Origin of the sequence: Micromonospora reichwaldensis (assembly GCF_031845925.1) — a bacterium.
Lineage (GTDB): Bacteria > Actinomycetota > Actinomycetes > Mycobacteriales > Micromonosporaceae > Micromonospora > Micromonospora reichwaldensis.
Map to the genome: position 1 here is coordinate 1 of NZ_JAVRFL010000040.1, position 24,313 is coordinate 24,313.

Genomic DNA, 24,313 nt, shown 5'->3' on the forward strand with positions numbered 1-24,313 from the left:
CCGCCCGCCCGCGCCCAGCCCGCCCGCGCCCCGCCCGCCCGCGCCCCGCCCGCCCACGCCACGCCACGCCCGGCCCGGCGTGAGGCGCCCGTTCACCGCAGCGCGGCGTGCCGAGCGCCGAGATATTGGACACCCGCCGGCCCGGGTGGACCCGTGCCCAGCCACAATCCGCAGCTCAACGACCGTTCGGCCGGCGAGCCCGGCTTTTCCCCGCGACCGCCGGGCCATTACAGTCCCAGGAATGCCGGAGATGGTGCAGCCCCAGGTCAAGCTCGTCGCGTGGACGCACTTCGAGGCCCCCGACGACGTGCCGTGGTCGACCGACGCCGAGGGCGGCCAGGCGCTCGCGGAGTTCGCCGGCCGGGCCTGCTACCAGAGCTGGAAGAAGCCGAACCCGGCCACCGCCACCAACGCCGGCTACCTCGCGCACATCCTGGAGGTCGGCCACCTGAGCGTGCTGGAGCACGGCTCGGTCAGCTTCTACTTCAGCGGGGTCTCCCGCTCGTTCACCCACGAGCTGATCCGGCACCGGCACTTCTCGTACTCGCAGCTCTCCCAGCGGTACGTGCCGGAGCGCGACGCCGCCATGGTCGAGCCCTCGGTGATCGCCGACGACCCGGAGCTGCACAAGAAGTTCGTGGAGGCGGCCGAGGCGAGCGTGCGCGCGTACAACGAGCTGCTGGAGGGGCTGGAGCGGCGCTTCGCCGACGTGGAGAACGCCACACTGCGGCGCAAGCAGGCCCGGCAGGCGGCCCGCGCGGTGCTGCCCAACGCCACCGAGACGCGCATCGTGGTCACCGGCAACTACCGGGCCTGGCGGCACTTCATCGCCATGCGCGCGACGGAGCACGCCGACGTGGAGATCCGTGAGCTGGCGGTGGAGTGCCTGCGGCAGCTCCAGGGCGTCGCCCCGAACGTCTTCGCCGACTTCGTCATCTCGGCCCTGCCCGACGGCACCGAGGTCGCGGCGAGCCCGCACGCCGAGCTGTCCTGAGGGCTTCCCCGGCGGGGCGCCGGTGGTCGTCCGCTAGGTTGGTGGCATGACGCACGACCACCCTGACACGCCCGCCCGGGCGGTGTCCCGCCCCTTCGGGCGAGTCCTCACGGCCATGGTGACCCCGTTCACCGCCGACGGCTCGCTCGACCTCGACGGCGCCGCGCGGCTCGCCAGCTACCTGGTCGACGAGCAGGGCAACGACGCGCTGGTGGTCAACGGCACCACCGGCGAATCCCCGACCACCACCGAGGCCGAGAAGGAACAGCTGATCCGGGCCGTGGTGGAGGCCGTCGGTGACCGCGCCAAGGTCGTGGCCGGGGTCGGCACCAACGACACCCGGCACACCATCGAGCTCTCCACGGCCGCCGAGAAGGCGGGCGCGCACGGCCTGCTCGTGGTCACGCCCTACTACAACAAGCCGCCGCAGAGCGGCCTGCTGCGGCACTTCACCGCCGTCGCGGACGCCACCGGGCTGCCGGTGATGCTCTACGACATCCCGCACCGGGCGGGTGTGCCGATCGACACCGAGACGATGGTGCGCCTGGCCGAACACGCCCGGATCGTCGCGGTGAAGGACGCCAAGGGCGACCTGACCGCCACGAGCTGGGTCACCAGCCGGACGAACCTCGCCTTCTACAGCGGCGAGGACGCGCTCACCCTGCCCGCGCTGGCCGTGGGCGGCGTGGGCGTGGTCGGCACCTCGACCCACTTCACCGGCGCCCTCACCAAGCAGATGATCGAGGCGTACGACGCGGGGGACACCGCCACCGCGCTGAGCCTGCACCGGCGGCTGCTGCCGCTGTTCACCGGCATCTTCCGTACCCAGGGCGTGATCCTGGTGAAGGCGGGCCTGGCGGCCGCCGGGAAGCCCGCCGGGCCGGTGCGTCTGCCGCTGGTCGAGGCGACCGACGACGAGATCGCCCAGCTCCGCGCGGACAGCGCGGCGGCGGGCCTGGAACTGCCCGAATGACCGAACGACACGACGGACGCCGAGTGACGGCGTCGCAGAATGAGGTGGACGCGTGACCGAGGCGCACTTCGAGACGGAACTGCCCCCGCCGCTGCCGGAGGGTGGGCTGCGGATCATCCCGCTCGGCGGGCTCGGCGCCATCGGTCGCAACATGACCGTCTTCGAGTACGACGGCAAGCTGCTGGTGGTCGACTGCGGGGTGCTCTTCCCCGACGTGGAGCAGCCCGGGGTCGACCTGATCCTGCCCGACTTCGGTCCGATCCTGGACCGGCTCGACGACGTCCAGGCGATCGTGCTGACCCACGGCCACGAGGACCACATCGGCGCGGTGCCCTACCTGCTCGCGCACAAGCCCGACATCCCGCTGGTCGGCTCCCAGTTCACCCTCGCCCTGGTCGAGGCGAAGCTGGCCGAGCGGCGGATCCAGCCCTACACGCTGACCGTGCGGGAGGGCGGCCGGGAGCGGCTCGGCCCGTTCGAGTGCGAGTTCTTCGCGGTCAACCACTCGATCCCCGACGCGCTCGCGGTGGCCATCCGCACGCCGGCCGGCCTGGTGCTGCACACCGGCGACTTCAAGATGGACCAGCTCCCGCTGGACGGCCGGATCACCGACCTGGCCGGGTTCGCCCGGCTCGGCGCCGAGGGCGTGGACCTGCTGCTCTCGGACTCCACCAACGCGGAGATCCCCGGCTTCGTCACCCCCGAGCGGGAGATCGGGCCGGTGCTCGACTCGATCTTCGCGAAGGCCAAGGGGCGGATCATCGTCGCGTCCTTCGCCTCGCACGTGCACCGGGTGCAGCAGGTGTTCGACTCCGCCGCCGAGCACGGCCGCAAGGTCGCCCTCATCGGCCGGTCCATGGTCCGCAACATGGGCATCGCCCGCGACCTGGGGCTGCTCAACATCCCGGCCGGGCTGGTCGTCGGGCTGGAAGAGGCGACGAACATGCCGCCCGAGCAGATCGTGCTGATGTCCACCGGTTCGCAGGGCGAGCCGATGAGCGCCCTGGGCCGGATGGCCAGCGGCGACCACCGGCACATCACCATCGCCCCCGGCGACACCGTGGTGCTCGCCTCCTCGCTGGTGCCCGGGAACGAGACCTCGGTCTACCGGGTGATCAACCGGCTGGCCCGGGCGGGCGCCGTGGTGGTGCACAAGGACGTGGCCAAGGTGCACGTCTCGGGCCACGCCCCCGCCGGCGAGCTGCTCTACCTGCTCAACGTGGTCCGTCCCAGCAACCTGATGCCGGTGCACGGCGAGTGGCGGCACCTGCGCGCGCACGCCCGCCTCGGCATCGAGTCCGGCGTCGCCCCCGACCGGGTGGTGCTCTGCGAGGACGGCGACGTCGTCGACCTCGTCGAGGGCCGGGCGAGCCTGGTCGGGCACGTGAAGAGCCGCTACGTCTACGTCGACGGCCTCGCCGTCGGCGACGTCAGCGAGTCGCTGCTCACGGAGCGCCGGATCCTCGGCGACGGCGGATTCATCGCCACCACCGTGGTGGTCGACTCGGTGACCGGCAAGGTGGTGGGCGGCCCGACCCTGTCGGCGAAGGGTTTCTCCGAGGACCCGGAGGCGTTCAGCCCGGTGATCCCGCTGGTCACCGAGGCCCTGAACCGGGCGGCCTCCGACGGCATCACCGACCCGCACCAGCTCCAGCAGATCGTCCGGCGCACCGTGGGACGGTGGGTGAACGACGCGTACCGCCGTCGGCCCATGATCGTCCCCACCGTCGTCGAGGTCTGACCCCGCGCCGCCGCGACGCCCGCCCGCACCCCGTGTGCCGGCGGGCGTCGTCGGCTCAGGGCAGGGCGGCGACCGCCTCGGCGTACGCGACGCCGGTGTCCACGGCCGCGTCGAGCAGGACCGTGAGCTGGGCCGGGGCCACCCCGTGCGCCAGGTCGGTGGCGACGTGACCGGCCAGCAGCAGCTCGCCCTCCCGCTCGTGCACGTACGCCTTCGGCAGCAGCCGGTCGTGGTTCCAGGCGTTGCAGAAGGCGTACGCCTCCGCGAGCCGGTCGGCCGGCAGCCGGCGGTTCGCCACGGACCGGGCCTGGAGGATCTCGCCCCGCTCGCCGGCCTGCCGGAACTGGATCAGCGCCTCGCCCCACCGGCCCGTGACGGCGCCACGGTCGTCCACCGCGTACCGGTCCCCGCGCCGGTCCAGCTCGGCGGTGATCATCGCCAGGCTCAGCGGGCGCGGCTCCTCGTCGGGCGGGTCGTCGTCGGGCGGGTCGTCGGCGGCGTCGTCCGCGGCGTCGTCGGGCGGCAGGGGCACCGGTGCGGCGGCCGGCCGTTCGGCCAGCCAGGACGCGATCCGGCCGGACTGATGGCCGGTGCCGTTGCGGGCGTCGAAGCTGCCGGCCAGCGCGGTGGCCACCCCGAGCAGGGTGGCGCCCAGCGTGGCCACGTCGAGCTCGGCGGCCGGCCGCACCCCGTACGCCGGGCGGTGCACCGTCCGCCCGCCGAGCCCCGCCTCCACGGCGAGGGCGCAGACCAGCGCCCCGGCGGCGGCGAACTCCATCGCGGACAGGTCGTCGTGCGGCCGGTCCAGCCGGGGCAACTGCTCGGCGAGGACGTCGACGCCCCGGGCGGGATGCCCGGCCAGCGCACACCACCGCAGGTGCGTCGCGAGCAGCGGGAAGGCGGCCCGCTCCCGCCGGTGCCGCCGGTACGCCCGCACGTGCGCCTCGGCCGCCCGCTCGGGCTCCCCGGTCCGTAGCCAGGACAGCAGCCCGGCGACCAGCGTCCGCTCCGGCTGCTCGGTGCAGTCGACGCCGCCGTGCGGGGAGTCCGGCAGGGCGGCCAGCGCGGCCCGGTGGTCGCCCCAGCCGGCGAGCAGTTCCGCCCGTCGGGCCGCCGCGCAGTCCGGGCAGCCACCGACCGGCCCCGGATCGGCCGTCGACCAGTGCTCGTACCACCGCCGGGCGGTGGGCTCGTCGCCGAGATGGTCGGCGATGCGGCAGCGCAGCTCGGCGACCACCGCCGGGTCGTCGGCGGCGCGCGCGGCGAGGTCGTCCAGCATGGCCCGGGCCTGGTCCAGCCCGACGCGGGGCGAGCCGAGCAGTGCCTCGACCGCGTACCGCCGGTAGCGCCGCAGCGGCTCGGCCTGGTCTGCCGCCAGCAGGTCGGGGCGGCGCTCCACCGTGGCGAGGCAGCGGCGCACCGGCTCGACCAGCCGCCACCGCTGCCCGTGCAGGAGGTACGCCTCGATGAGCGCGAACCGGGCCGCCAGCGCCGTCCGGTCGTCGCCCGTGGCGTCGGCGTGGGCCGCGATCCGTTCCAGCTCGGTGCTGCGGGCCTCGCCGTCGGGGGTGTCGCGGGCGTCGGCGAGCGCGCCGGCCAGCGCCGGGTCCGGCCCCCGGCCCCCGCGCCGCAGCCCGCTCCACCAGCCGGGCAGCCCGAACGGGTCGAGGCCGCGACCGGCCAGGTCCCCGCCGCGGCCCGTCACGCCACCACCCCGCCGGGCAGCCGGGCCACCTCGGTGGCGAGTTGACAGCCGGTGGCGATGCCACAGTCGAGCAACTGGTCGAGCTGGTGCGCGGTGACGCCGCGTTCCAGGTCGGTGATGACCTCGCCGCAGATCCGGGCCCGCCCGTCGTCCTCGACGTGCACGAAGGCCTTCGGCCAGAGCCGGTCGTGGTTCCACGCGTTGCAGAAGGCGTGCAGCGCCGGCACGTACTCGATGGGGAACGCCGGCGCGGTCAGGGTGCGGACCTGGAGCAGCTCGCCGTTGGCGCCGGGGCGCAGGAACCAGATCAGGCTGTCGTCCCAGCGGCCGACCAGGTCGCCGTCGGCGTCGGCCTGGACCCGGTATCCCCGGCTGTGCAGCACGGCGGCGATCAGCTCGCCGGTCAGCGGTTCCAGCGCCCCCGGGTGCCCGGCCAGGTGGCCGTCCCGACCGTCCTCGGTTCCCGGCGACGACATGGGGGCAACCCTTCTGAGGCAGATATCACGTGACGCGGCGGGGCCCGCGCTGCGACACGCGGACACGACCCGGAAAGGCGGCGATCTGCCGGGTCACGCCATTAGGTTGATGCTATGGCGGGCCGTACCTCTCAGGCGAGCCGGCGGCGCGGCGCGTCGCCGCGTGGCACCACGAACAGTCGTGCCCGTCAGCCGGCGAAGAAGACCGCCCGCGCGGCGGCCCGGCGGCGGCCGGCGGCCCGGTCCGGCCCGGGTCCGATGGTCGGGCAGGCGGTCCGCGCACTGTGGATGGGGATGGCGCACGGCCTCGGCTGGGCGTTCCGGCAGGCCGGCTCCGCCCGGGGGCTCGACCCGGAGCAGCGCCGCGACGGCGCGGGCCTGCTGGTCTTCGGCCTCGCCCTGCTCAGCGCGGTGGCCCTCTGGTTCTCCGGCGCCGGCCCGGTCGGCGCGCGGCTGGCCGACACCTTCCGCCTCTTCCTCGGGGCGATCTCGGTCGTGGTGCCGGTGCTGCTGATGATCGGCGCCTGGCGGTTGATGCGCGAGCCCGTCGATCCCGAGCACCGCGGCCGGGGCCTGGTCGGCTGGACCTCGATGCTGGTCGCCACCGCCGCGATGCTGCACATCGGACAGGACCCGGCCGACGCGGGCCAACGCGACTTCGCCGGCGGTCTGGTCGGCGCCGGCGTCGGCAGCCTGATGGAGCGGGCGGTCACCGCCTGGGTGGCCGTGCCGCTGCTGATCCTGCTGCTGGTCTTCGGCCTGCTGGTGGTCACCGCGACCCCGATCAACAAGGTCCCGGAGCGGCTCGGCCTGCTGTTCGGCACCCGGATCGCCCCGCCGGTGGCGGTGGAGGAGACGGACGAGGAGCCCGCCCGGCCGACGCCCCGCAAGCGCGCGGCGAAGCGGGCGGCCCCGCCGCCGCCCGACCCGGCGGAGTTCGACGACGACCTCGACGGGGTGGACCTCCAGGAGACCCTGGTGCTGCCCCGCAAGCCTCCGGGCCGCGTTCCGGCCACCCGCAGGCCGGCGGAGCCGCCGGAGCACTCGCCCGCCCCGACGCGGGCCGAGCAGCTCGCGCTGACCGGGCTGGCGGGCGACTACACGCTGCCGCCCGCGAACATCCTCGGCAGCGGCGCGGCCCCGAAGTCCCGGAGCAAGGCCAACGACGAGGTGATCGTCGCGCTCACCGGCGTCTTCGAGCAGTTCGGTGTGGACGCGGCCGTCACCGGGTTCACCCGCGGGCCGACCGTCACCCGCTACGAGGTGGAGCTGGGCCCGGGCGTCAAGGTCGAGCGGATCACCCAGCTCTCCCGCAACATCGCGTACGCGGTGAAGTCGCCGGACGTGCGGATCCTCAGCCCGATCCCGGGCAAGAGCGCGGTCGGGGTGGAGATCCCGAACACCGACCCGGAGAACGTGGCGCTCGGCGACGTGCTGCGGTCGCGAGCCGCCACCAGCGACCACCACCCGATGGTGGTGGCGCTGGGCAAGGACATCGAGGGCGGCTACGTGGTGGCCAACCTCGCCAAGATGCCGCACATCCTGATCGCCGGCGCGACGGGCGCGGGCAAGTCGTCCTGCCTGAACTCGCTGCTGGTGTCCATCCTCACCCGGGCCACGCCGGACGAGGTGCGGCTGCTGCTGATCGACCCGAAGCGGGTCGAGATGACGGGCTACGAGGGCATTCCGCACCTGGTCACCCCGATCGTGACCAACGCGAAGAAGGCGGCCGACTCGCTGGAGTGGGTCGTGCGCGAGATGGACATGCGCTACGACGACCTCGCCGCCAACGGGGTCCGGCACATCGACGACTTCAACCGCAAGGTGCGCAACGGCGAGATCAAGGCGCCGCCGGGCAGCGAGCGGGAGATGCGCCCGTACCCGTACCTGCTGGTGATCGTGGACGAGCTGGCCGACCTGATGATGGTCGCTCCGCGCGACGTGGAGGACTCGGTCGTCCGGATCACCCAGCTCGCCCGCGCGGCCGGCATCCACCTGGTGCTGGCCACCCAACGCCCGTCGGTCGACGTGGTCACCGGCCTGATCAAGGCCAACGTGCCGTCCCGCCTGGCGTTCGCCACCTCCTCGCTGGCGGACTCGCGGGTCATCCTCGACCAGCCGGGCGCGGAGAAGCTGCTGGGCCGCGGCGACGGCCTGTTCCTGCCGATGGGCGCCTCGAAGCCGATCCGGATCCAGGGCGCCTGGGTGACCGAGCGCGAGATCGCCGACGTGGTGAAGTTCTGCAAGGACCAGCGCGAGCCGGAGTTCCGCCCGGACGTGCTCGTCGCGCCGGACGCCGGCAAGAAGAAGATCGACGAGGAGATCGGCGACGACCTCGACCTGCTGGTGCAGGCGGTCGAGCTGGTGGTCACCTCGCAGTTCGGCTCGACCTCGATGCTCCAGCGCAAGCTGCGGGTCGGCTTCGCCAAGGCGGGGCGGCTGATGGACCTCATGGAGACCCGGGGCGTGGTCGGCCCGTCGGAGGGGTCCAAGGCCCGGGACGTGCTGGTCAAGCCGGACGAGCTGGAGGAGGTCCTGGTCGGCCTGCGCGGCGGCGAGGACTAGGAACCCCCGGCCACACACGCGACGGGCCCGCCGGCACGCCGGCGGGCCCGGTCTCCGCTGGGGGAGCGGTGGGTCAGTTGTTGACGAACGCGTTGATGATCAGCAGGCTGATCACGATGGCGGCCACGTTGGCGGCGGCGGCGTACCAGCCGAGCGGCTTGTCACCGAGCACGGCGCCGACGATGCCCAGGACCAGCCCGATCACGCCGAAGATGAGCGGGTTGAGCAGGAGCGCGAGGACCGCGAACACGAAGCCCACGATGGTGCAGATGCGGGCGGCGTTGGTGCGCGGGCGGGCGGTCGAGTGCATGTTGGCCATGTCTGCCTCCGTGGGTGAGAGCCTTTTCCGGTGCCAGGCACAGCTCTACCCACTGTGGTCGTCCGTCACGCCTCGCCCCTGTGGACGCCGCTCAGTGGAAGACCTTCAGGCCGACGACGCCGGCGACCACCAGCAGCAGGCAGGCTATCCGGGGCAGGCTGGCCGGCTCGTTCAGCGCGAGCATCCCGACCAGGGCGGTGCCGACCGCCCCGATGCCGACCCAGACGACGTAGCCGGTGCCGACCGGGATCTCGCGCAGCGCGTACGCCAGGCCGGCCATGCTGAGCACCAGGGTCACCACGAAGACCAGCGACGGGACGAGCCGGGTGAAGCCGGCGCTGCGGTCGAGGGCGATCGCCCACGCGGTCTCGAGAAGTCCGGAGACCACCAGCACGATCCAGGCCATGGAAGATCACCTCTGCGTAGGCGCCCGGACCAGCGGGCCGGGAGGAGTGGGTTCGGTACACACACGCGGGGCGTCTTGGCCTGACCGGGTACGCCCACCACTCGTCCGGGGCGACCTGGGGCCGCCACGAACGACGGTAGCACCGGCCGGGCGGCTTCCGGGGTGAGCCGGACCACCACGGGTTGACGTGAACCTCGCTTCAACTTGCAGTATCGGGGTATGTCGCTGCTCTTCTCCGATCCCGAGGTCGCCGCCGGGCTGGACGCCCCCGCCACGGTCGCCGCGATGCGGGACGCCCTGCTCGCCGCGTACGCCGGCCGCCTGGTGGCCCCGCCCCGGGCCGCCGCGCCGCTGGGCGGGGGACGGATGGTGCTCACCGCCGGCCACCTCACCGGAGAGTGGTACGGCTACCGCTCGTACGACACGTTCGGGCACCCGGAGAGCGAGCAGGTGGTCGTGCTGCACGACGGGCGCACCGGGGCGGTCCGGGCGGTGGCGGTCGGGGAGGAGTTGGGCTCCCGGCGTACCGGCGGGCTCGGCGGGGTCGCCGTGGACGCCCTTGCCCGGCCGGACGCCGCCACCCTGGGCGTGATCGGCTCCGGCGGGCAGGCGTGGACCCAGGTCTGGGCCGCCGCCGCCGTCCGCCCGCTGCGCGAGGTCACCGTGCACAGCCGCTCCGTCGCCCGGCGGGAGTCGTTCGCCGCCCGGGTCCGCGCCGAGCTGGGCGTGCCGGCGCGGGCGGTGGACTCGGCGCGGGCCGCCGTCCGGGACCGCGACGTCGTGGTGCTCGCCACCACCGCCGTCGGCCCCGTGCTCGACGCCGCCGACCTGGCCCCCGGCACCCACGTGAACACGGTCGGCTTCAAGCAGGTCGACCGGCACGAGTTCGGCACCGACCTGCTGGACGTCGCCGACCTGCTGGTCACCGACTCGCCGGCGCAGGCGGCCGCGTACGACCCGCCGATGCTGGCGGCGCTGCCCGCGTACGCCGGGCGGTTGCGCGACCTGGGTGCGGTGCTGGCCGGCGCCGTCCCCGGCCGGACCGGCGCGGACCAGGTCTCGGTCTTCTGCTCGACCGGCCTGGCCGGCACGGAGGTCTTCCTGCTCGACCGGCTGGTCGGGGTGGGCGCGGCGGCGGTCTGAGCGGGCCGTGGCCGCCGGGAGCGTACGGGCGGCCCGCCGTTGGCGGCCGCCGCCCGCGCGCCCGGTACCCTCGGATGGTGTCTGCCACCTCCCCTTCCCCCGCCGACGGCCGCCGTGTCGCCCTGCTGACCCTGGGCTGTGCCCGCAACGAGGTCGACTCGGAGGAGCTGGCCGCCCGGCTGCACGCCGACGGCTGGCAGGTCACCACCGACGGCGAGGGCGCCGACGTGGTGGTCGTGAACACGTGCGGCTTCGTGGAGAAGGCGAAGCAGGACTCCATCCAGACCCTGCTGGCCGCCGCCGACACCGGCGCCAAGGTGGTCGCCGCCGGCTGCATGGCCGAGCGGTACGGCCGCGAGCTGGCCGACAGCCTCCCCGAGGCGCAGGCGGTGCTGAGCTTCGACGACTACCCGGACATCGCCGCCCGGCTGGACGCGGTGGTGGCCGGCGAGCGGATCGGCGCGCACACCCCGCGCGACCGGCGCGAGCTGCTGCCCCTCACCCCCGTCTCCCGGCGGGACAGCGGGGTGTCGCTGCCCGGCCACGGCACCCCGGTCCGGGGCGTCACCGAGACCGACGAGCACACGCCGGCCCACCTGCGCCAGGTGCTGCGCCACCGGCTCGACACCGGCCCGGTCGCCTCGCTCAAGCTGGCCAGCGGCTGCGACCGGCGCTGCGCGTTCTGCGCCATCCCCGCCTTCCGCGGCGCCTTCGTCTCCCGTACGCCGGACGAGCTGCTCGCCGAGGCGGAGTGGCTGGCCAAGACCGGCGTCCGCGAGCTGGTGCTGGTCAGCGAGAACTCCACCTCCTACGGCAAGGACCTGGGCGACCCCCGGGCGCTGGAGAAGCTGCTGCCCCAGCTCGCCGCGATCGACGGCATCGTCCGGGTGCGGGCGAGCTACCTCCAGCCGGCCGAGACCCGGCCCGGCCTGGTCGAGGCGATCGCCACCACGCCCGGCGTGGCGCCCTACTTCGACCTGTCGTTCCAGCACTCCAGCGAGCCGGTGCTGCGCCGGATGCGCCGCTTCGGCTCCACCGAGCGGTTCCTGGAGCTGCTGGCGAGCGCCCGCGCGCTAGCCCCGGGCGCGGGCGCGCGGAGCAACTTCATCGTCGGCTTCCCCGGCGAGACCCGCGGCGACTACCAGGAGCTGGTCCGGTTCCTGACTGAGGCGCGGCTCGACGCGATCGGTGTGTTCGACTACAGCGACGAGGACGGCACCGAGGCCGCCGGGCTGCCCGGCAAGGTCTCCGCCGCCACGGTCAAGCGCCGCTACGACAGGCTCAGCGCGCTCGCCGACGAGCTCTGCTCGCAGCGCGCCGAGGAACGCCTGGGCTCCACGGTCGAGGTGCTGGTCGACTCGGTCGACGACGGCGTGGTCGAGGGGCGGGCGGCCCACCAGGCCCCCGAGGTCGACGGCTCGACCACCCTCGTCGCCCCGGCCGACGGCGGGGTGGACCTGGCCGCGCTGCGCCCGGGTGACCTGGTGCGGGCGACGGTGACCAGCACCGAGGGAGTGGACCTGGTGGCGGTCCCGGATGAGATGATCTCGGCGGCGCCCGGCGCAACACGGTGACGGCGGGCCCGGACGGAGCGGGGGAGCCACGTGGTGGGGTGCCAGGTACGCCACGGCCGCCGGAGCGGGGCGCGGCGGTGACCGGGGCGACGGAATCGACGCCCGCGCCGGTGGTGGCCGGCGTGCCGGTGATGAACGCGGCCAACGCGCTCACCGCGCTGCGGCTGGTCCTGGTGCCGGTCTTCGCGGCGTCCGTGGTCGCCTCCGCCATGGACCACGCCGGCTGGCGGATGGTCGCCTGCCTGATCTTCGCCGTCGCCTCGGCGACCGACCTCGTGGACGGCTGGATCGCCCGCCGGTTCGCCCTGGTCACCTCGGTGGGCAAGGTCGCCGACCCGATCGCCGACAAGGCGCTCACCGGCGCCGCGCTGCTGCTGCTCTCCTGGTACGACCAGCTGCCCTGGTGGGTGACCGCCGTGATCCTCGTCCGCGAGCTGGGCATCACCGCGCTGCGCTTCTGGGTGATCCGCCACGGCGTGATCGCGGCCAGCCGGGGCGGCAAGATCAAGACTGCGCTCCAGATCCTGGCCATCACGTGGTACCTGTGGCCCATGCCGGCCGTGCTCGCCGCCGTCGGCCCGTGGATCATGGCCGCCGCGGTCGGCGTCACGGTGGTCACCGGCTTCGACTACGTCGCGCAGGCCCTCCGGCTGCGCCGCCCCGCCGCCTGACCGGCGCCCGTACCGCCCGTCCTCTCCCGCCCGGCCCCGCCCCTCTCCCGCCCGGAGCCGCGCCCGTCGGGAAGGATGAGTAGGGCCGACGGGGCGGGGAAAGGATCCGGGACATGGACAGTGACGCTGAGGGAACGCGGCCGGCCGGAAGCCCGGCGGCCGGCGTGGTGCACAGCCTCTCGGAACGGCACGAGACCCTGGCCACCGTCGAGTCGCTCACGGGCGGCCTGCTGGCCGCCTCGATCGTGGAGATCGCCGGAGTGAGCGGCATCTACCGGGGCGGCCTGGTGGTCTACGCCACCGAGCTCAAGTCGCTGCTCGCCGACGTGCCGGAGGACCTGCTGGCCGAGCGGGGGCCCGTCGACCCGGACGTGGCGGTGGCCCTCGCCGAGGGCGGACGGCGCCGCTGCGGGGCCGACTGGGGTCTGGCCACCACCGGGGTGGCCGGTCCCGAACCGCAGGACGGCAAGCCGGTCGGGCTGGTCTACGTCGCCGTGGCCGGGCCGTCCGGCACCGAGGTCCGGCAGCTCGACCTGGCCGGCGGTCGCGACCACGTCCGCTCGGCCGCGGTCGTCGAGGCGTTGCGGCTGCTCGCCGCGCGGATCCACGAGACCGACGCCGCCGGGGCGGCGGCGTCCGACGGGCGGGCGGCCGGAGCCGACGGCGGGCGGACCGACGCGGCCGGCGCGGGTCGCCGCTGACGGCCTTCCAGGATCCGAGGGGCGGGGTGGGATGTCGTGGGGGCCCGCAACGGGTACGGTTGCGGGAAGGCTCCGACGACCGGTCCGGCTCGACGTGCCGGACGGGCCGCCTGGAAGAGTGGTGTCCCTCAGGGGGAGGTGCGAATGGTCCTGCTACGCCGCGTGATCGGTGACGCACTGCGGGCGCGCCGGCAGGGGCAGCACCGCACCCTGCGCGAGGTCTCCTCCGCCGCCAACGTCAGCCTCGGCTACCTCTCCGAGATCGAACGCGGCCAGAAGGAGCCCTCCAGCGAGCTGCTGGCCGCGATCTGCGACGCCCTCGGTGCGCGCCTGTCCGAGCTGCTGCGTGAGGTCAGCGACACCGTCGCCCTCGCCGAGCAGATGCCCGGCGTGCTGGTGCCGGTGCAGGACGAGCCGGCCGCGCCCGTCGCCGTGCGTAGGAGCACGGGTCGGGGCGTCCACCAGGTCAGCTCGGACGGCACGGTCGCCGTCCAGGTCCGCCAGGACTCCCCGCTCAAGGCCACCCTGCGCAGCTCCCGGGTCCGGGGCAGCGAGCGCGACGTGGTCTGCGCCGCCTGACCCACCCCCTCTCCCTCGCCACGTGGTCGGCCTCGACGCCGCCGCGTACCCTTGATCGCGGACGGCGTCGGCGCTCGCTTCGCTCGCCGGTACGGATGCCCCGGTGGCGTCCGGCTGGGACGATGGAGCCACTGCCGCGCCGGAGCCGGCCGGGAGCACCCGGCGCGGTCCAGGCGGAGCGACGCTACTGAGGGGACAACGCAAAGATGGCGAACCCGTTCGTCAAGGGGTGGAAGTACCTGATGGCGCTCTTCGGCGCCAGGATCGACGAGCACGCCGATCCGAAGGTGCAGATCCAGCAGGCCATCGAGGAGGCCCAGCGTCAGCACCAGGCGCTGGTCCAGCAGGCCGCCGCCGTGATCGGCAACCAGCGGCAGCTGGAGATGAAGCTGTCCCGTCAGATGACCGAGGTCGAGCGGTTGCAGGCCAACGCCCGCCAGGCCCTGGTCCTCGCCGACCAGGCCCGCGCCCGCGGCGACGAGGCCGAGGCCGGCCGCTACGAGCAGTCCGCACAGGTCCTGGCGACCCAGCTGGTCTCGGCCGAGCAGGCCACGGAGGACCTCAAGACCCTGCACGACCAGGCGCTCGCCGCCGCCGCCCAGGCCCGTCGGGCGGTCGAGAACAACTCGATGATCCTCCAGCAGAAGCTCGCCGAGCGCACCAAGCTGCTCAGCCAGCTCGAGCAGGCCAAGATGCAGGAGAGCGTGGCCCGCTCGCTGGAGTCGATGTCGTCGCTGACCGCCCCCGCCAACACGCCCTCGCTCGACGAGGTGCGCGACCGCATCGAGCAGCGGTACGCCACGGCGATGGGCCGCGCCGAGCTGGCCGGCAACTCCGTCGAGGGCCGCATGCTGGAGATCCAGAAGTCGACCCTCGACTCGGCCGGCTCGTCCCGCCTGGAGCAGATCCGGTCGAGCATGGCCGGCGAGCAGCTCGGCGGCAAGCAGGAACGACCGGCCGCGGAGCAGGCCCAGCCCGCCGCGCCGGCCGCCGACCCGGCGGCCGCCGCCCGGCTCGACGAGCTCCGGGCCAGCATGGGCCGGGAGCGCGGCACCGGAGACACCACCGCCGCCGGCTGAGCGGCCGGTTCGAGGAGGCAGAGGTGGCAGACGAGCGCACGCGGTACTTCCGGCGCCTGAACCGGTTGCGGGGTTCCGCGCGCCGGTGGAGCGTCACGGCCGGCGGCCTGGGCGGCGCCGCCGCCGTGCTGACCCCGTACGCCGGGTTGGGGCTGCCCGACGCGGCCTGGGCGGCCGGGGCGGGCGGCGCGCTGGTGCTCGCCGCCTGGCGCTGGGTCGACCTGCGGGCGCTGGCCGCCCGGCCGGCACCACCGGCGCTCGACCCGGCCGAGGCCGCTGCCCGGTCCCGCGCCAGGCTGGTCGCCGCCGTGGAGCGGCTCCCCGTCGGCCCCGGCGTGCTGGCCGAGGTCCGCCGGGTGCGCTCCCGGGTGGCGCTGCGCGGCACCAGCGCCGCCGAGCCGTGGGCCCGGCTGGACCGGGCCGCCCTGACCCTCGCCGGGATGACCGGCCGGCTCACGGGGCTCGCCTCGCCGGCCGTGCTGGAGGCCGCCGAGGCGGACCGGTCGCTGCGGGACCTCGCCGACCGGGTGGCCAGCGTCGAGCGCACGCTGCGGCTCGCCCCGGCCGAGTCCCGGCCGGCGCTGGCCGAGGCGCACCGGGCCCTGAGCGCGCAGCTGGAGCAGGGCGTCACCGCGTACGAGCGGCTCGTCGTGGCCGCCGCCGGCTACGTCGCCGGGGAAGCCCACCCCGACGCTGCGCACCCGGCCGCCTCCCGGCTCACCGAGGCGACCGACCTGCTGCACGGCGTCGCCACGGCCCTGACCGAACTCCGCGGCGTCGGCGCCCCCCTCCGCACCCCCTGACGCCGCCCCTCCCTGCCCCGCCCCTCCGAGCCTCCCGCCCCTCCTGCGCGGTCCGAGTGCCTCGACCCTCCTGCGCGGTCGATCATGCAGTTGTGGTGCCGGCTCGGTACCTGTTCGGGCGTTTTGCACCCCACCACAGCTGCATGATCGACGCGGGCCCCGGCGGGGACGCGGGCAGGGACGCGGCGCGGGGGAGGGGGTCAGGGGGGTGTGGTTATGGGGATCGGGCCGGTGAACGGGGAGCTGCCGACGACGTTGAACGACCGGATCCGGTAGTGGTAGGTGACGCCGCGCGCCAGCCCGGTGTTGGTGAAGCCCCGGCCCGTGACGGTGAAGGTCGCCACCTCCCGGCCGAACGCCGGGTCCAGCGCCCGCTGCACGATGAACCCCGCGCCCGGTGCGGCCGGCGTGCTCGCCGCCCAGGCGAGGATCACCGTCGCCGTGTCCGGCCCGGGTGCCGTCGCGGTGGCGGTCACCCCCGTGGGCGGGCCCGGCGCCGGCGGGGTGGTCGCCCGGGCCACCGTCGACCAGGCCGACGCGGCGCCGAGATAGGTGGTCCGCACCCGGTAGTAGTACGTGGTGTCGGGGGCGACGGCGATGTCGAGATGGTTGTCGCCGACGCCGATCGCGGTGGTGCCCGGCCCGCTGCTGAACGTCGGGTTGGTGGCCCGCTGCACGTCGATCCCGGTGGCGAAGGAGCGGTTGGCCCAGCGCAGCGCGATCCGCAGCGGCGCGGCCGGCGGGATCGCCGCGGTCAGCCCGGCCGGCGCGGCGAGGTGTACCGAGGCCGGCACGCTGTTGGACCACGTGGAGCAGCTCACCGCGTTCTCCGCCCGGATCCGGTAGTGGTAGGTCACCCCGGGGGTGACGCTGGCGTCGGTGTAGCGGGTCGCCGTGGCCGCCACGGTGATCGCCGTGAGGCCCTCCGTGAAGGCGGCGTCGGTGGCCCGCTGGAGCAGGTGGCTGGTGGCCGGTGGCCGGCTTCCGTTGCCCGTCCAGGTCAGCGCGATCGCGGGCAGCGCGGTGGCCGAACCGGGGGCGGGGGTCGCGGTCAGCCCGGTCGGTGCCCGGGGCGAGACCCGCAGCACCAGCGGCCGGATCATGCCCTGGTCCCGGTGGCCGCCGAGCTGGCTGTGCCAGTGGTACTCCCAACCGAGGTTGACGAGCTGGTTCACCACGACCGCGGGTCGGCCGTCGACCGGGCTGACCGGGGTCGAGCCGGTCCGGGCGCCCGCCGGCCGGAGCGGGTCGAGCAGCCGTACGCTGTCGCCGATCTTGAACGGCAGGGGCGGCGCGACCGGCCGGAGCGCGACGATCACGTCCTCGCGCGGGTCGACCCGGACGACCTGCTTCCAGCCCCGCTCCGCCGGGTGCGGCGGCCGGGTGGCGCCGTCCCAGCCGACCCGGCCGACCAGCTGCACGTCGCAGCCGGTGAACCGCACCGGCTGGGTCTGCCGGCTGTTGCCGCGGATCCGCCAGAGCTGGGTGCCGTCGCCGGGCCCGCCCACCGCGACGGCCGGATCGCTGACGTGCAGCACCTCCGTGGCCGGGTCGGTCGGCCCGAGCGGCAGGACGGTGGGGGAGAGCGGCCCGGCGTGCGGGTGCCCGACGCCGAGCCGGCCGACGAGCCGGCCGTGGTCCGGTTCGAAGACCTGCTGCACCGCCTTGACCTCCAGCGGCAGGAGCACCGGGGCGGCGGCGCCGGCCGGGACGAAGCTGACCGTCGCGGCGTGCACCGGGACCACCGTGTCGCGCGCGGTCCGGGTGCCGAACGCCCCGTCGTACGCCGGCTGCGGCACGATCGGCGGGCGCTGGCTGGCCGCGTACGCCTCGGGCAGGCGCTCGCGCAGCCGCGCCAGGTCGTACGGCGGCGCCGGGGTGCCGACGACCCGGAACTGGAGCAGGGTGCGGGTGTTCGGCCCGTACCCGGGGCGGGTCGGCGGCGCGCCGCCCTCGGCGCTGCGGTCCGGGGCGCCCGTGAAGTGGTCGGCGCGCGGGTCGAAGCCGGGCAGCGGGGCAGGGCAGTCGTTGTAGAGGATCAGCGTGCCGCCGGGCGCGACGGTGGAGAAGTCGACAAGCACGTCGGCCGCCTCCCCCGGGGCGAGCAGCAGCGCGTGCGCGTCGACGTTGAGCACGGTCGGGTCGCGCCGGTCGTACCGGTAGCTCACCGGCCGGTTCGGCACCACCACCGGCGCGGGCAGCAGGCCGCACTCGTTGCCGATCTGGACGAGCTCCGGGCCGGCGGCGCGCGGGTCCGGCACCCCGCCGTCGCGCCCGTCCGTCGGCCAGCCGGCGGGCCGCTCCGGCGCGCGTACCGCCTCCACCATCGGCACCTCGCCGGCGTCGGCGTCGGCCAGCCCGCCGTCCGGGTCCCACATCGGTCCGTCGGAGCGGGCCCGGTAGAGCTGGAGGTTCAGGCCGCGGTCCAGGCAGGCGTTGAGGATCCGGAACCGGTACGTCCTCGGCTCGACCTCCAGGTACGGGTACGCGATCCCGTTGACCAGCACGGTGTCGCCGAACGCGTCCGGCACCGCCGACGGGTGCGGGACGCCGGGCGCGAGCGGCGGCTCGTCGGGGTCGGCGACGGGGTCGTGATGCGGGTTCGGCACGGGGTCCGCCCGGTGCCGCGTACCGCCGTGCTCCCGCTGCCCGGCGTCGTCGCCCGTACGCGACCACGGGCCGTAGTCCCACCGGCCGGTCGGGTTCGTCCCGTCGGCCCGGTGCGGGTTCTGCCTGGGCTGGTAGACGTGCGGGTGCCAGAGGCTGCCCCGGGAGCCCCAGCGGTCCCGGTCCCACGTCGGGTCCTCCCCGGCGAGCTGGGCGTCCTCCGGCACGAACGTCTTGTCCTCGATCACCAGGGGCAGCTGCTCGGCGGGGAGCACCTCGTCGGCGACGAGCCGCTCCTCGGCGGGATCGGTGAGCAGGTAGAGGGCGACCTGCCCGGAGTAGACGGTGAGCCGGGCCAGGCCGACGGTGTTGTCGTGGAACCAGCACAGCCGCCCGCTCTGCTCGTTCGGGTAGTAGAGCGTGGTGGCGCCCGCGCCGGGCGGTGGCATGTCGGGCACGTGGGCCAGGCCGGGCCCCGTCGGGTAGGGGGTGATCTCGCCGGCCGGGGTCACCCACTGCCAGGGGTTGCCGGCGCTGGTCCAGCCGGTGTGCGCGCCCGCCAGCCGCAGCACCGCCCGGTTCTGCGGGTAGGGCGCGGGGCCGTCGAGCGGGCCGGCCCCGGCGCCGTCGACGGTGGGGTCGACCGGCAGGAAGAGCTCGCCGGAGCGGCCGGTGGGGAGCTGGTTGATGAACTTGACCCGGACCGGCCGGCCGCGCCGGGCCAGGATGAGCGGGCCGAGGTGCCAGGGGCGCCCCGCCGGCGCGACCGTGTTGTGCCCGTGGGCGTCCGTGCCGAGGTTGAGCTGTCGGTAGCCGCGCAGCCGGGTCGCCGGCAGGTCCCGGTGCAGCCGCTGGGCGTACTGCTCCAGGCCGATCTCGTAGTAGTCGCAGCCCGGATAGCTGACGGTGTCCGGCACCGCCACCGGCAGGTGGGCGCCGAGCTGGGTGCGGCCGAGCACGCCGGGGCGGGGCAGTGCGTCGACGAACTTGCGGATGCCGGTGCCGGGCACCACGCAGCCGTCGGCGTCGACCACCGGCAGCGGGCTGCGGGCCTGGTTCGGCAGCGGGCCGAAGTAGCGCGGCACGGCGGCCGGGTCGAGGCTGGCCGGCGCGGCGACCGGCTCCGCCGCGCGCCGGGCCGCCGGCACGGGCCCCGCCCCGGTCCCGTCGGCGTCGTGCTCGGCGCGGGCGCTCGCCCGCTCCGCCCACGGGATCCGGAGTCTGCGGAACAGCTCCATGGCTCTCCCCGGTGTCCGGGCGCGGCGGCCACCACGTCGGCGTGGCGGACCGGTCGCGCGTCGCTGACGATGCGTGAGGAGTCAACCGCAGCATGCAACCTCGACGGCGATGTTAGGAAGTACCCAATCGTCCGTATCTGTGGCAAGGACGCGACTCGCCGCCCTGCCGGCGGAGTGTCCCGCCCGACACGCCGACCGGGTGGCTGCGGGCGGCTACCCGCCATGCGCGACGCAGGACACGCGCGTGTCGCACCGGCCCCGCAGGGTCAGTCGGCGGGACGCTCCGGCTGGCAGACCGGGCACCAGTAGGTGACCCGCTCGCCCAGTTCCTCCTTGCGGATCGCGGTGCCGCACCGCCGGCAGGGCTGGGCGCGCCGGCCGTAGACGTAGCTGGTCTGCCCCCGGCGCAGCGATCCGGTGGTGCTCTGCGTCCAGCGGCCCCGGTTCGCCGCGAGCAGCTTCTGCGCGAGGGCGACGGTGCCGGCGAGGTCCGGCACCGCGCGCACCGGGGTCCACGGCGAGACGCCGCGCAGGAAGAGCACCTCGCACCTGTAGAGGTTGCCGACGCCGGCCAGGTTGCGCTGGTCCAGCAGCGCCTCGGAGATGGTGACGTCCGGGTCGGCGGCCAACCGGCGCACCGCCTCCGCCGGGTCCCAGTCCGTGCCGAGCAGGTCGGGGCCGAGGTGCCCGACGAGCGACTCCTCCTCGGCGGTCGGCACCAGCGCCAACTCGTGCAGGTGGTAGCCGACGGCGACCGCCCGCGCGCTGCGCAGCACGACCCGGATCAGGTGCGCCGGCCGGGCCGCCCAGCGCTCCTTAGGCGCGTACGCCCGCCAGGCGCCGTCCATCCGCAGGTGCGAGTGCAGCGTCCAGCGCGCCCCGCCGTCGTCTCCCGGTGCCGCGCCGCCGCCCTGTGCCGGGGCCGCACCGGCCTGCGTCGAGGCCGCACCGCCCTGCGGTCCGATCGGGGCGTCGGGCGGGGGCGTGGCGTGCGGTGGGGCGGTGAGCCGCAGCAGCAGGTGCTTGCCCCGGCTGGCCGACTCCCGCACCGTCCAGCCGGCGAGATCGGTCGCGGCGAGCTGCGGCACCCGGAAGTCGCTGCCGGTCAGGCGGGCGCCGGCCAGGGCACGGTGCAGTACGCGGGCGGTGTTCCAGACGGTGTCGCCTTCGGGCACCCGTCCATCCTTCCTCGTCCGAGCCGAATTCGCATGTGTCGCTATTTGTATGGAGGTTCCTGTCGATCTACTGACAAGGGCACGATCAGGGAGTTCTGAGGAGAATGCCCATGATTCTGCCCCAACGTCGCGCCCGTACCGCCGCCCTGACCGTCATCCTCGCCCTCGCCCTCGTACCCGCCCCGAGCCCCGCGCTCGCCGCCGCCGGCGGCGGCGAACGGTGGAGCACCGACCTCTCCCGCGTCGACGCCGACGACGTCAACGTCCGGCACACCCGCGCCGGGCTCCGGCTGGCCGACCCCCGCCCCGCTCGGTCCCGCGCGCCCCGCAGCGCGGTCGCCGAGGGGATCTTCCTCGCGCCGCCGCGCACCCTGGCCCGGCCGGCCACCCGGATCCGCGCCGCCGTCGACGCCCGCACCGCCGCCGGCGGCACCGCCGAGGCCCAGGTGCGGGGCTGGCGGGCGGCGGGCTGGACCGAGTGGCGCGAGGCCACCGGCGGGGCGGTCTTCGACCGGCCGGTCACCCGCGTGCAGACCCGGGTGGTGCTCACCGCGAGCCGGCCGGGCGCGACCGCGGAGGTGCGCGCCGTGCGACTCACCGCCGACACCGTCGCCGCCGTCGCCGCCTCGCCCGGCCTCACCTACCGGGTGTACGCGACGCGCATCGGGCTGGTCGGCGAGGTGACCGCCAACGGGCACACGATCGTGGCCGGGGACCACTTCGTCGCGCTGCCGTCGCGGCGCGGCCTGGCCCCGGCGAACACCGGCGACTACACCGTGCGGGTCTGCACCACCACGGGCAGCCGCTGCGAGTACGCCCCGGTCTGGGACGTCGGCCCCTGGAACACCCGGGACGACTACTGGAACCTCAGCGCCGTCCGGGAGAACTGGAAGGACCTCCCGCAGGGCCGGCCGCAGGCACAGGCGGCCTACCAGTACGGCTACAACGGCGGGCGGGACCAGTTCGGGCGGGTCGTGTTGAACCCGGCCGGCGTCGACCTCGCCGACGGCACCTTCTGGGACGGGTTGCAGCTCACCACCAACGCCTGGGTGGACGTGGCGTACCTGTGGACCGGCAGCGGTCCGCGCGGCGTGGTCGGCGACGGTCCGCTCAACATCCGCGCCGGCGCCGGCACGGGGTACGCGGTGCGCGGCCTGGCCGCCCGGTACGCCAACGTGCCGATCGAGTGCTACGTGACCGGGCAGACCGTCGTCGGCCCGTACCGGACCACCAACCGGTGGAACCGCCTCACCGGCGGGCAGTACGTCAGCCACGCGTACGTCTCGGCGGTCTACGGCGGCACCGTGCCGCTCTGCTGACCACCACCCGCGTACGCCCGCCGGGCCGGCCGGCTCCGGTCCGGCGCCCGGGTCGCCCGCCCGGCACCTCGCCGGGCCGGCTGGCTGCTCAGCCGGCCGTGACGCGCAGCAGGTCGCCCGGCGCCACCGCCAGCAGGTCCACCGCCCGGCCGCCGTTGACCGCCACGGCGACCAGGCCGGCGGAGTCGGCGTGCACCAGCAGCCCGCCCGGTCCGGCGTCGCCGAAGGTACGCCCGTGCACGGCCTCCCGGCCGGGCCCGGCACCCGCGCCCGGTCGCACCCGGACCCGGACCGGCAGCGGCGCCAGCAGGCCGGCCGGCGCGGCCAACTGGACGTTGCCGAAGTGGTCGACGGTCAGCACCTCGGCCGTGAACCCGTCCGCCTCCCGCCGGAGCACCGGCGCCGGCAGCCGGACCAGGGACTCCGGGTCGACCGCCGGGCCGACCCCGGACAGCGGTGCGCCGAGCGCCAGCCGCGCGGCGACCGGCGCGAAGACGTCCCGGCCGTGGAACGTGCGGGACACCTCGGACGCGAGCCACTTCGGGTCGGTCAACTCGACGGCCGCGGTCACCCCGCCCAGCGCCTCGGCGGCCTCCACCAGCAGGCCGTTGTCCGGCCCCACCAGCATCCCGCGGGGCGTGGCCAGCGCGACGCCCCGCCGGGTGGTGCCCACGCCCGGGTCGACGACGGCCACGTGCACCCCCTGCGGCAGGTGTGGCACGGCCTGCGCGAGCACCGCCGCGCCCCGGCGTACGTCGGCCGGCGGGACGAGGTGGGTCACGTCGACGACCCGGGCCTCCGGCGCCAGTCGCGCGATCACCCCGTGGCAGGCGGCGACGAATCCGTCGGCGAGGCCGTAGTCGGTGGTCAGCGAGATCCACGGGGCGCGGGGCGTGCCGGCGGGCGGGCCGGCGACGACCTGCCGACCGTGGACCGGGCGGCCGGCGGGGACCGGTCCGTCGGCGGTGAGGGGCGGTTCCGGGGCCGGTCCGTCGGTGGTGAGGGGCAGTTCCAGGACCAGTTCGTCGTGCAGCGGGATGCCGTCCTCGCCGATCACCGGGATGCTCGGCTTGAGCCGGCGGGCCCGGTCCACCGCGCCCCGGTCCACGCGCACCAGCCGCAGCCCGCGCCGCTGGTAGAAGCGCAGCGCCCGCAGGTTGTCGTTCGTGGTGACGAGCCAGAGCCGGGCCCGGCCGCCGGCCCGGGCCACCTCGCCGGCCGCCGCCAGCAGCGCCGTGCCGACGCCGCCGCCGGGCGTCGCGGCCACCACGCTGACCACCTCCAGCCCGTCGGCGTCGTCGTGGTGGGCGAGCGCCCCGACGACCGTCCCGGCCCCGTCGGTCGCCACCAGCGTGGGCAGCGTACGCAGGTCGTACCGGGTGTCGTGGGCGACGACGTACGGCCCGCCCCACTCGCGTTCGTGCAGCGCGTCCACGGCCGCCCGGTCCCCGGCCCGCGCCGGCCGGACGGTCAGCCCGTCCGCCCCGTCCACCACGGTCATCGTCGGCTCCCCTCGTCGACCGGTCGGGATCGTACCGACGCCGCCAGACCGCGCCGGTCGACCGGGGCGGTCTGGCAGAAATGGGACAGCCGCACTGACCGACCGGCCACTGCCGGGACGGGATCCGGTTGGGCAGACTGCCAGGGGTGACCAACCGGAGCCTGCCCGCCGTCGCGGTGCTCGTGATCGCCGCCGCCCTCACCGCCGCCTGCGGCGACGACGCGGAGGACCGGCGCGCCGCGCCGCCGGCCGCCACGGCGTCGACCCCGGCCGACGTACCGTCCCCGGGCCCGACCGGCGCGGCGGAAGCCACGGCGACGCCCGCCGCCCCGCCGAGCGCCCGGCCGACGGGGCCGGGTCCGGCGGCTCCGAGCGCCGGCGGACCGACTCAGCGCCGCCCCGCCAGCCCGCCGCCGGCCAAGCTGCCGGCCCGCCCGACCGGGACGCCCGGCGCGCGGCAGGTCGTCGACGCGTTCAAGGCCGCCGGGCTGAAGGTGCCGAACCCCCGGGACCGGTCGGTGGAGTGCGGCCCGGACGGGCTCGGCCTGGGCTGCTCCGAACTGGTCGCGACCGACGCCGTCACCGTGTATGTCTTCCCCGACGAGACCAGCGCCAGCGACATCGCCGAGACGTGGGGCGGCCAGTCGTTCCGGCGGGGCACGGTGGTGCTCAACTACCTGGAGGCGAAGACCCCCGCCGCCGATCGCGCCAGGTACGAGAAGGTCCTCACGGGCCTGCGCTGAC

The 24,313-nt window shown here is 75.4% G+C and carries 20 protein-coding genes, 1 pseudogene and 1 riboswitch; of the genes and pseudogenes, 13 read left to right on the plus strand and 8 right to left on the minus strand.

Annotated features, from left to right (window positions below; genetic code table 11):
- Nucleotides 1–250: 250 nt before the first annotated feature.
- From thyX to RM555_RS25995, 3 genes are read left to right on the plus strand one after another with little or no spacing between them, the layout of a single operon-like run.
- Nucleotides 251–994 (plus strand): FAD-dependent thymidylate synthase, encoded by a 744-nt coding sequence (gene thyX / locus RM555_RS25985; RefSeq protein WP_151457408.1) that lies wholly within the window; start codon nucleotides 251–253, stop codon nucleotides 992–994.
- Between the two features lie 46 nt (nucleotides 995–1,040).
- Nucleotides 1,041–1,967, plus strand: a complete 927-nt coding sequence (gene dapA / locus RM555_RS25990; RefSeq protein WP_311414208.1) for a 4-hydroxy-tetrahydrodipicolinate synthase — start codon at nucleotides 1,041–1,043, stop codon at nucleotides 1,965–1,967.
- Between the two features lie 52 nt (nucleotides 1,968–2,019).
- On the plus strand, nucleotides 2,020–3,708 hold the full coding sequence (locus tag RM555_RS25995) for a ribonuclease J (RefSeq protein ID WP_089001472.1): 1,689 nt from the start codon (nucleotides 2,020–2,022) through the stop codon (nucleotides 3,706–3,708).
- Between the two features lie 55 nt (nucleotides 3,709–3,763).
- On the opposite strand, the gene RM555_RS26000 is transcribed toward RM555_RS25995, so the two are convergent.
- Nucleotides 3,764–5,413 carry a type III secretion system chaperone family protein gene (locus tag RM555_RS26000; protein ID WP_311414209.1) on the minus strand — a complete coding sequence of 550 codons (1,650 nt, stop codon included), beginning with the start codon at nucleotides 5,411–5,413 and terminating at the stop codon, nucleotides 3,764–3,766.
- A complete protein-coding gene (locus RM555_RS26005; RefSeq protein ID WP_311414210.1) occupies nucleotides 5,410–5,889 on the minus strand; it encodes a type III secretion system chaperone family protein in 480 nt (159 codons plus the stop codon). Before RM555_RS26005 ends, RM555_RS26000 begins: the two co-directional genes overlap by 4 nt.
- Nucleotides 5,890–6,003: 114 nt before the next feature.
- On the opposite strand from RM555_RS26005, the gene RM555_RS26010 reads away from it, so the two are divergent.
- Nucleotides 6,004–8,454, plus strand: a complete 2,451-nt coding sequence (locus tag RM555_RS26010) for an FtsK/SpoIIIE family DNA translocase (protein WP_311414211.1) — start codon at nucleotides 6,004–6,006, stop codon at nucleotides 8,452–8,454.
- A gap of 73 nt (nucleotides 8,455–8,527) precedes the next feature.
- Here the strand turns inward: RM555_RS26010 and RM555_RS26015 are convergent, their stop codons facing one another.
- Together RM555_RS26015 and RM555_RS26020 are read right to left on the minus strand one after the other, a co-directional pair.
- Nucleotides 8,528–8,773: a hypothetical protein gene (locus RM555_RS26015; protein ID WP_311414212.1), complete on the minus strand. Its 246-nt coding sequence runs from the start codon at nucleotides 8,771–8,773 to the stop codon at nucleotides 8,528–8,530.
- Nucleotides 8,774–8,864: 91 nt separating this feature from the next.
- On the minus strand, nucleotides 8,865–9,179 hold the full coding sequence (locus RM555_RS26020; protein WP_132232868.1) for a DMT family transporter: 315 nt from the start codon (nucleotides 9,177–9,179) through the stop codon (nucleotides 8,865–8,867).
- Between the two features lie 64 nt (nucleotides 9,180–9,243).
- A riboswitch (guanidine-III (ykkC-III) riboswitch) is annotated at nucleotides 9,244–9,309 on the minus strand.
- Nucleotides 9,310–9,398: 89 nt separating this feature from the next.
- Between RM555_RS26020 and RM555_RS26025 the strand changes: the two genes are divergently transcribed.
- The 7 genes from RM555_RS26025 (at nucleotide 9,399) to pspM (ending at nucleotide 15,729) form a co-directional block, all read left to right on the plus strand.
- Nucleotides 9,399–10,322, plus strand: coding sequence for an ornithine cyclodeaminase family protein (locus RM555_RS26025; protein WP_311414213.1), 924 nt, complete (start codon nucleotides 9,399–9,401; stop codon nucleotides 10,320–10,322).
- Between the two features lie 74 nt (nucleotides 10,323–10,396).
- Nucleotides 10,397–11,896: a 30S ribosomal protein S12 methylthiotransferase RimO gene (gene rimO / locus RM555_RS26030; protein WP_311414214.1), complete on the plus strand. Its 1,500-nt coding sequence runs from the start codon at nucleotides 10,397–10,399 to the stop codon at nucleotides 11,894–11,896.
- Nucleotides 11,897–11,973: 77 nt separating this feature from the next.
- Entirely contained in the window at nucleotides 11,974–12,567 is a 594-nt protein-coding gene (gene pgsA / locus RM555_RS26035) for a CDP-diacylglycerol--glycerol-3-phosphate 3-phosphatidyltransferase (protein WP_207913946.1), read from the plus strand.
- 113 nt (nucleotides 12,568–12,680) lie between these two features.
- Nucleotides 12,681–13,268, plus strand: coding sequence for a CinA family protein (locus RM555_RS26040; protein WP_311414215.1), 588 nt, complete (start codon nucleotides 12,681–12,683; stop codon nucleotides 13,266–13,268).
- A gap of 144 nt (nucleotides 13,269–13,412) precedes the next feature.
- The gene (locus RM555_RS26045) at nucleotides 13,413–13,847 is read left to right on the plus strand and encodes a helix-turn-helix domain-containing protein (protein WP_121396018.1); all 435 of its coding nucleotides are present in this window, start codon (nucleotides 13,413–13,415) and stop codon (nucleotides 13,845–13,847) included.
- A 206-nt stretch (nucleotides 13,848–14,053) separates the two neighbouring features.
- Complete coding sequence (locus RM555_RS26050; protein WP_311414216.1) at nucleotides 14,054–14,926, plus strand: PspA/IM30 family protein; 873 nt, start codon at nucleotides 14,054–14,056, stop codon at nucleotides 14,924–14,926.
- A 23-nt stretch (nucleotides 14,927–14,949) separates the two neighbouring features.
- Nucleotides 14,950–15,729 (plus strand): phage shock envelope stress response protein PspM, encoded by a 780-nt coding sequence (pspM, locus tag RM555_RS26055; RefSeq protein WP_311414217.1) that lies wholly within the window; start codon nucleotides 14,950–14,952, stop codon nucleotides 15,727–15,729.
- 200 nt (nucleotides 15,730–15,929) lie between these two features.
- On the opposite strand, the gene RM555_RS26060 is transcribed toward pspM, so the two are convergent.
- Nucleotides 15,930–19,574 carry a hypothetical protein gene (locus tag RM555_RS26060; RefSeq protein ID WP_311414218.1) on the minus strand — a complete coding sequence of 1,215 codons (3,645 nt, stop codon included), beginning with the start codon at nucleotides 19,572–19,574 and terminating at the stop codon, nucleotides 15,930–15,932.
- 266 nt (nucleotides 19,575–19,840) lie between these two features.
- Nucleotides 19,841–20,749, minus strand: a complete 909-nt coding sequence (locus tag RM555_RS26065) for a zinc finger domain-containing protein (RefSeq protein WP_311414219.1) — start codon at nucleotides 20,747–20,749, stop codon at nucleotides 19,841–19,843.
- Between the two features lie 110 nt (nucleotides 20,750–20,859).
- On the opposite strand from RM555_RS26065, the gene RM555_RS26070 reads away from it, so the two are divergent.
- Nucleotides 20,860–22,068 carry a hypothetical protein gene (locus RM555_RS26070; RefSeq protein WP_311414220.1) on the plus strand — a complete coding sequence of 403 codons (1,209 nt, stop codon included), beginning with the start codon at nucleotides 20,860–20,862 and terminating at the stop codon, nucleotides 22,066–22,068.
- An 88-nt stretch (nucleotides 22,069–22,156) separates the two neighbouring features.
- Here RM555_RS26070 and RM555_RS26075 read toward each other — a convergent pair whose 3' ends face one another.
- Nucleotides 22,157–22,945, minus strand: a complete 789-nt coding sequence (locus tag RM555_RS26075; protein WP_311414253.1) for an SAM hydrolase/SAM-dependent halogenase family protein — start codon at nucleotides 22,943–22,945, stop codon at nucleotides 22,157–22,159.
- A gap of 258 nt (nucleotides 22,946–23,203) precedes the next feature.
- Nucleotides 23,204–23,569 (minus strand): annotated as a pseudogene (locus tag RM555_RS26080) (GNAT family N-acetyltransferase); the annotation flags it as partial.
- Between the two features lie 146 nt (nucleotides 23,570–23,715).
- Between RM555_RS26080 and RM555_RS26085 the strand changes: the two are divergent.
- Nucleotides 23,716–24,312: a hypothetical protein gene (locus tag RM555_RS26085; protein WP_311414221.1), complete on the plus strand. Its 597-nt coding sequence runs from the start codon at nucleotides 23,716–23,718 to the stop codon at nucleotides 24,310–24,312.
- Nucleotide 24,313 lies beyond the last annotated feature (1 nt).

Bases quoted from the DNA above. Each gene is read 5' to 3' on its own strand.
- thyX (WP_151457408.1), top strand. From the start codon at position 251: ATGGTGCAGCCCCAGGTCAAGCTCGTCGCGTGGACGCACTTCGAGGCC.
- dapA (WP_311414208.1), top strand. From the start codon at position 1,041: ATGACGCACGACCACCCTGACACGCCCGCCCGGGCGGTGTCCCGCCCC.
- RM555_RS26005 (WP_311414210.1), bottom strand. From the start codon at position 5,889: ATGTCGTCGCCGGGAACCGAGGACGGTCGGGACGGCCACCTGGCCGGG.
- RM555_RS26010 (WP_311414211.1), top strand. From the start codon at position 6,004: ATGGCGGGCCGTACCTCTCAGGCGAGCCGGCGGCGCGGCGCGTCGCCG.
- RM555_RS26015 (WP_311414212.1), bottom strand. From the start codon at position 8,773: ATGGCCAACATGCACTCGACCGCCCGCCCGCGCACCAACGCCGCCCGC.
- RM555_RS26020 (WP_132232868.1), bottom strand. From the start codon at position 9,179: ATGGCCTGGATCGTGCTGGTGGTCTCCGGACTTCTCGAGACCGCGTGG.
- RM555_RS26025 (WP_311414213.1), top strand. From the start codon at position 9,399: ATGTCGCTGCTCTTCTCCGATCCCGAGGTCGCCGCCGGGCTGGACGCC.
- rimO (WP_311414214.1), top strand. From the start codon at position 10,397: ATGGTGTCTGCCACCTCCCCTTCCCCCGCCGACGGCCGCCGTGTCGCC.
- RM555_RS26040 (WP_311414215.1), top strand. From the start codon at position 12,681: ATGGACAGTGACGCTGAGGGAACGCGGCCGGCCGGAAGCCCGGCGGCC.
- RM555_RS26045 (WP_121396018.1), top strand. From the start codon at position 13,413: ATGGTCCTGCTACGCCGCGTGATCGGTGACGCACTGCGGGCGCGCCGG.
- RM555_RS26050 (WP_311414216.1), top strand. From the start codon at position 14,054: ATGGCGAACCCGTTCGTCAAGGGGTGGAAGTACCTGATGGCGCTCTTC.
- RM555_RS26060 (WP_311414218.1), bottom strand. From the start codon at position 19,574: ATGGAGCTGTTCCGCAGACTCCGGATCCCGTGGGCGGAGCGGGCGAGC.
- RM555_RS26070 (WP_311414220.1), top strand. From the start codon at position 20,860: ATGATTCTGCCCCAACGTCGCGCCCGTACCGCCGCCCTGACCGTCATC.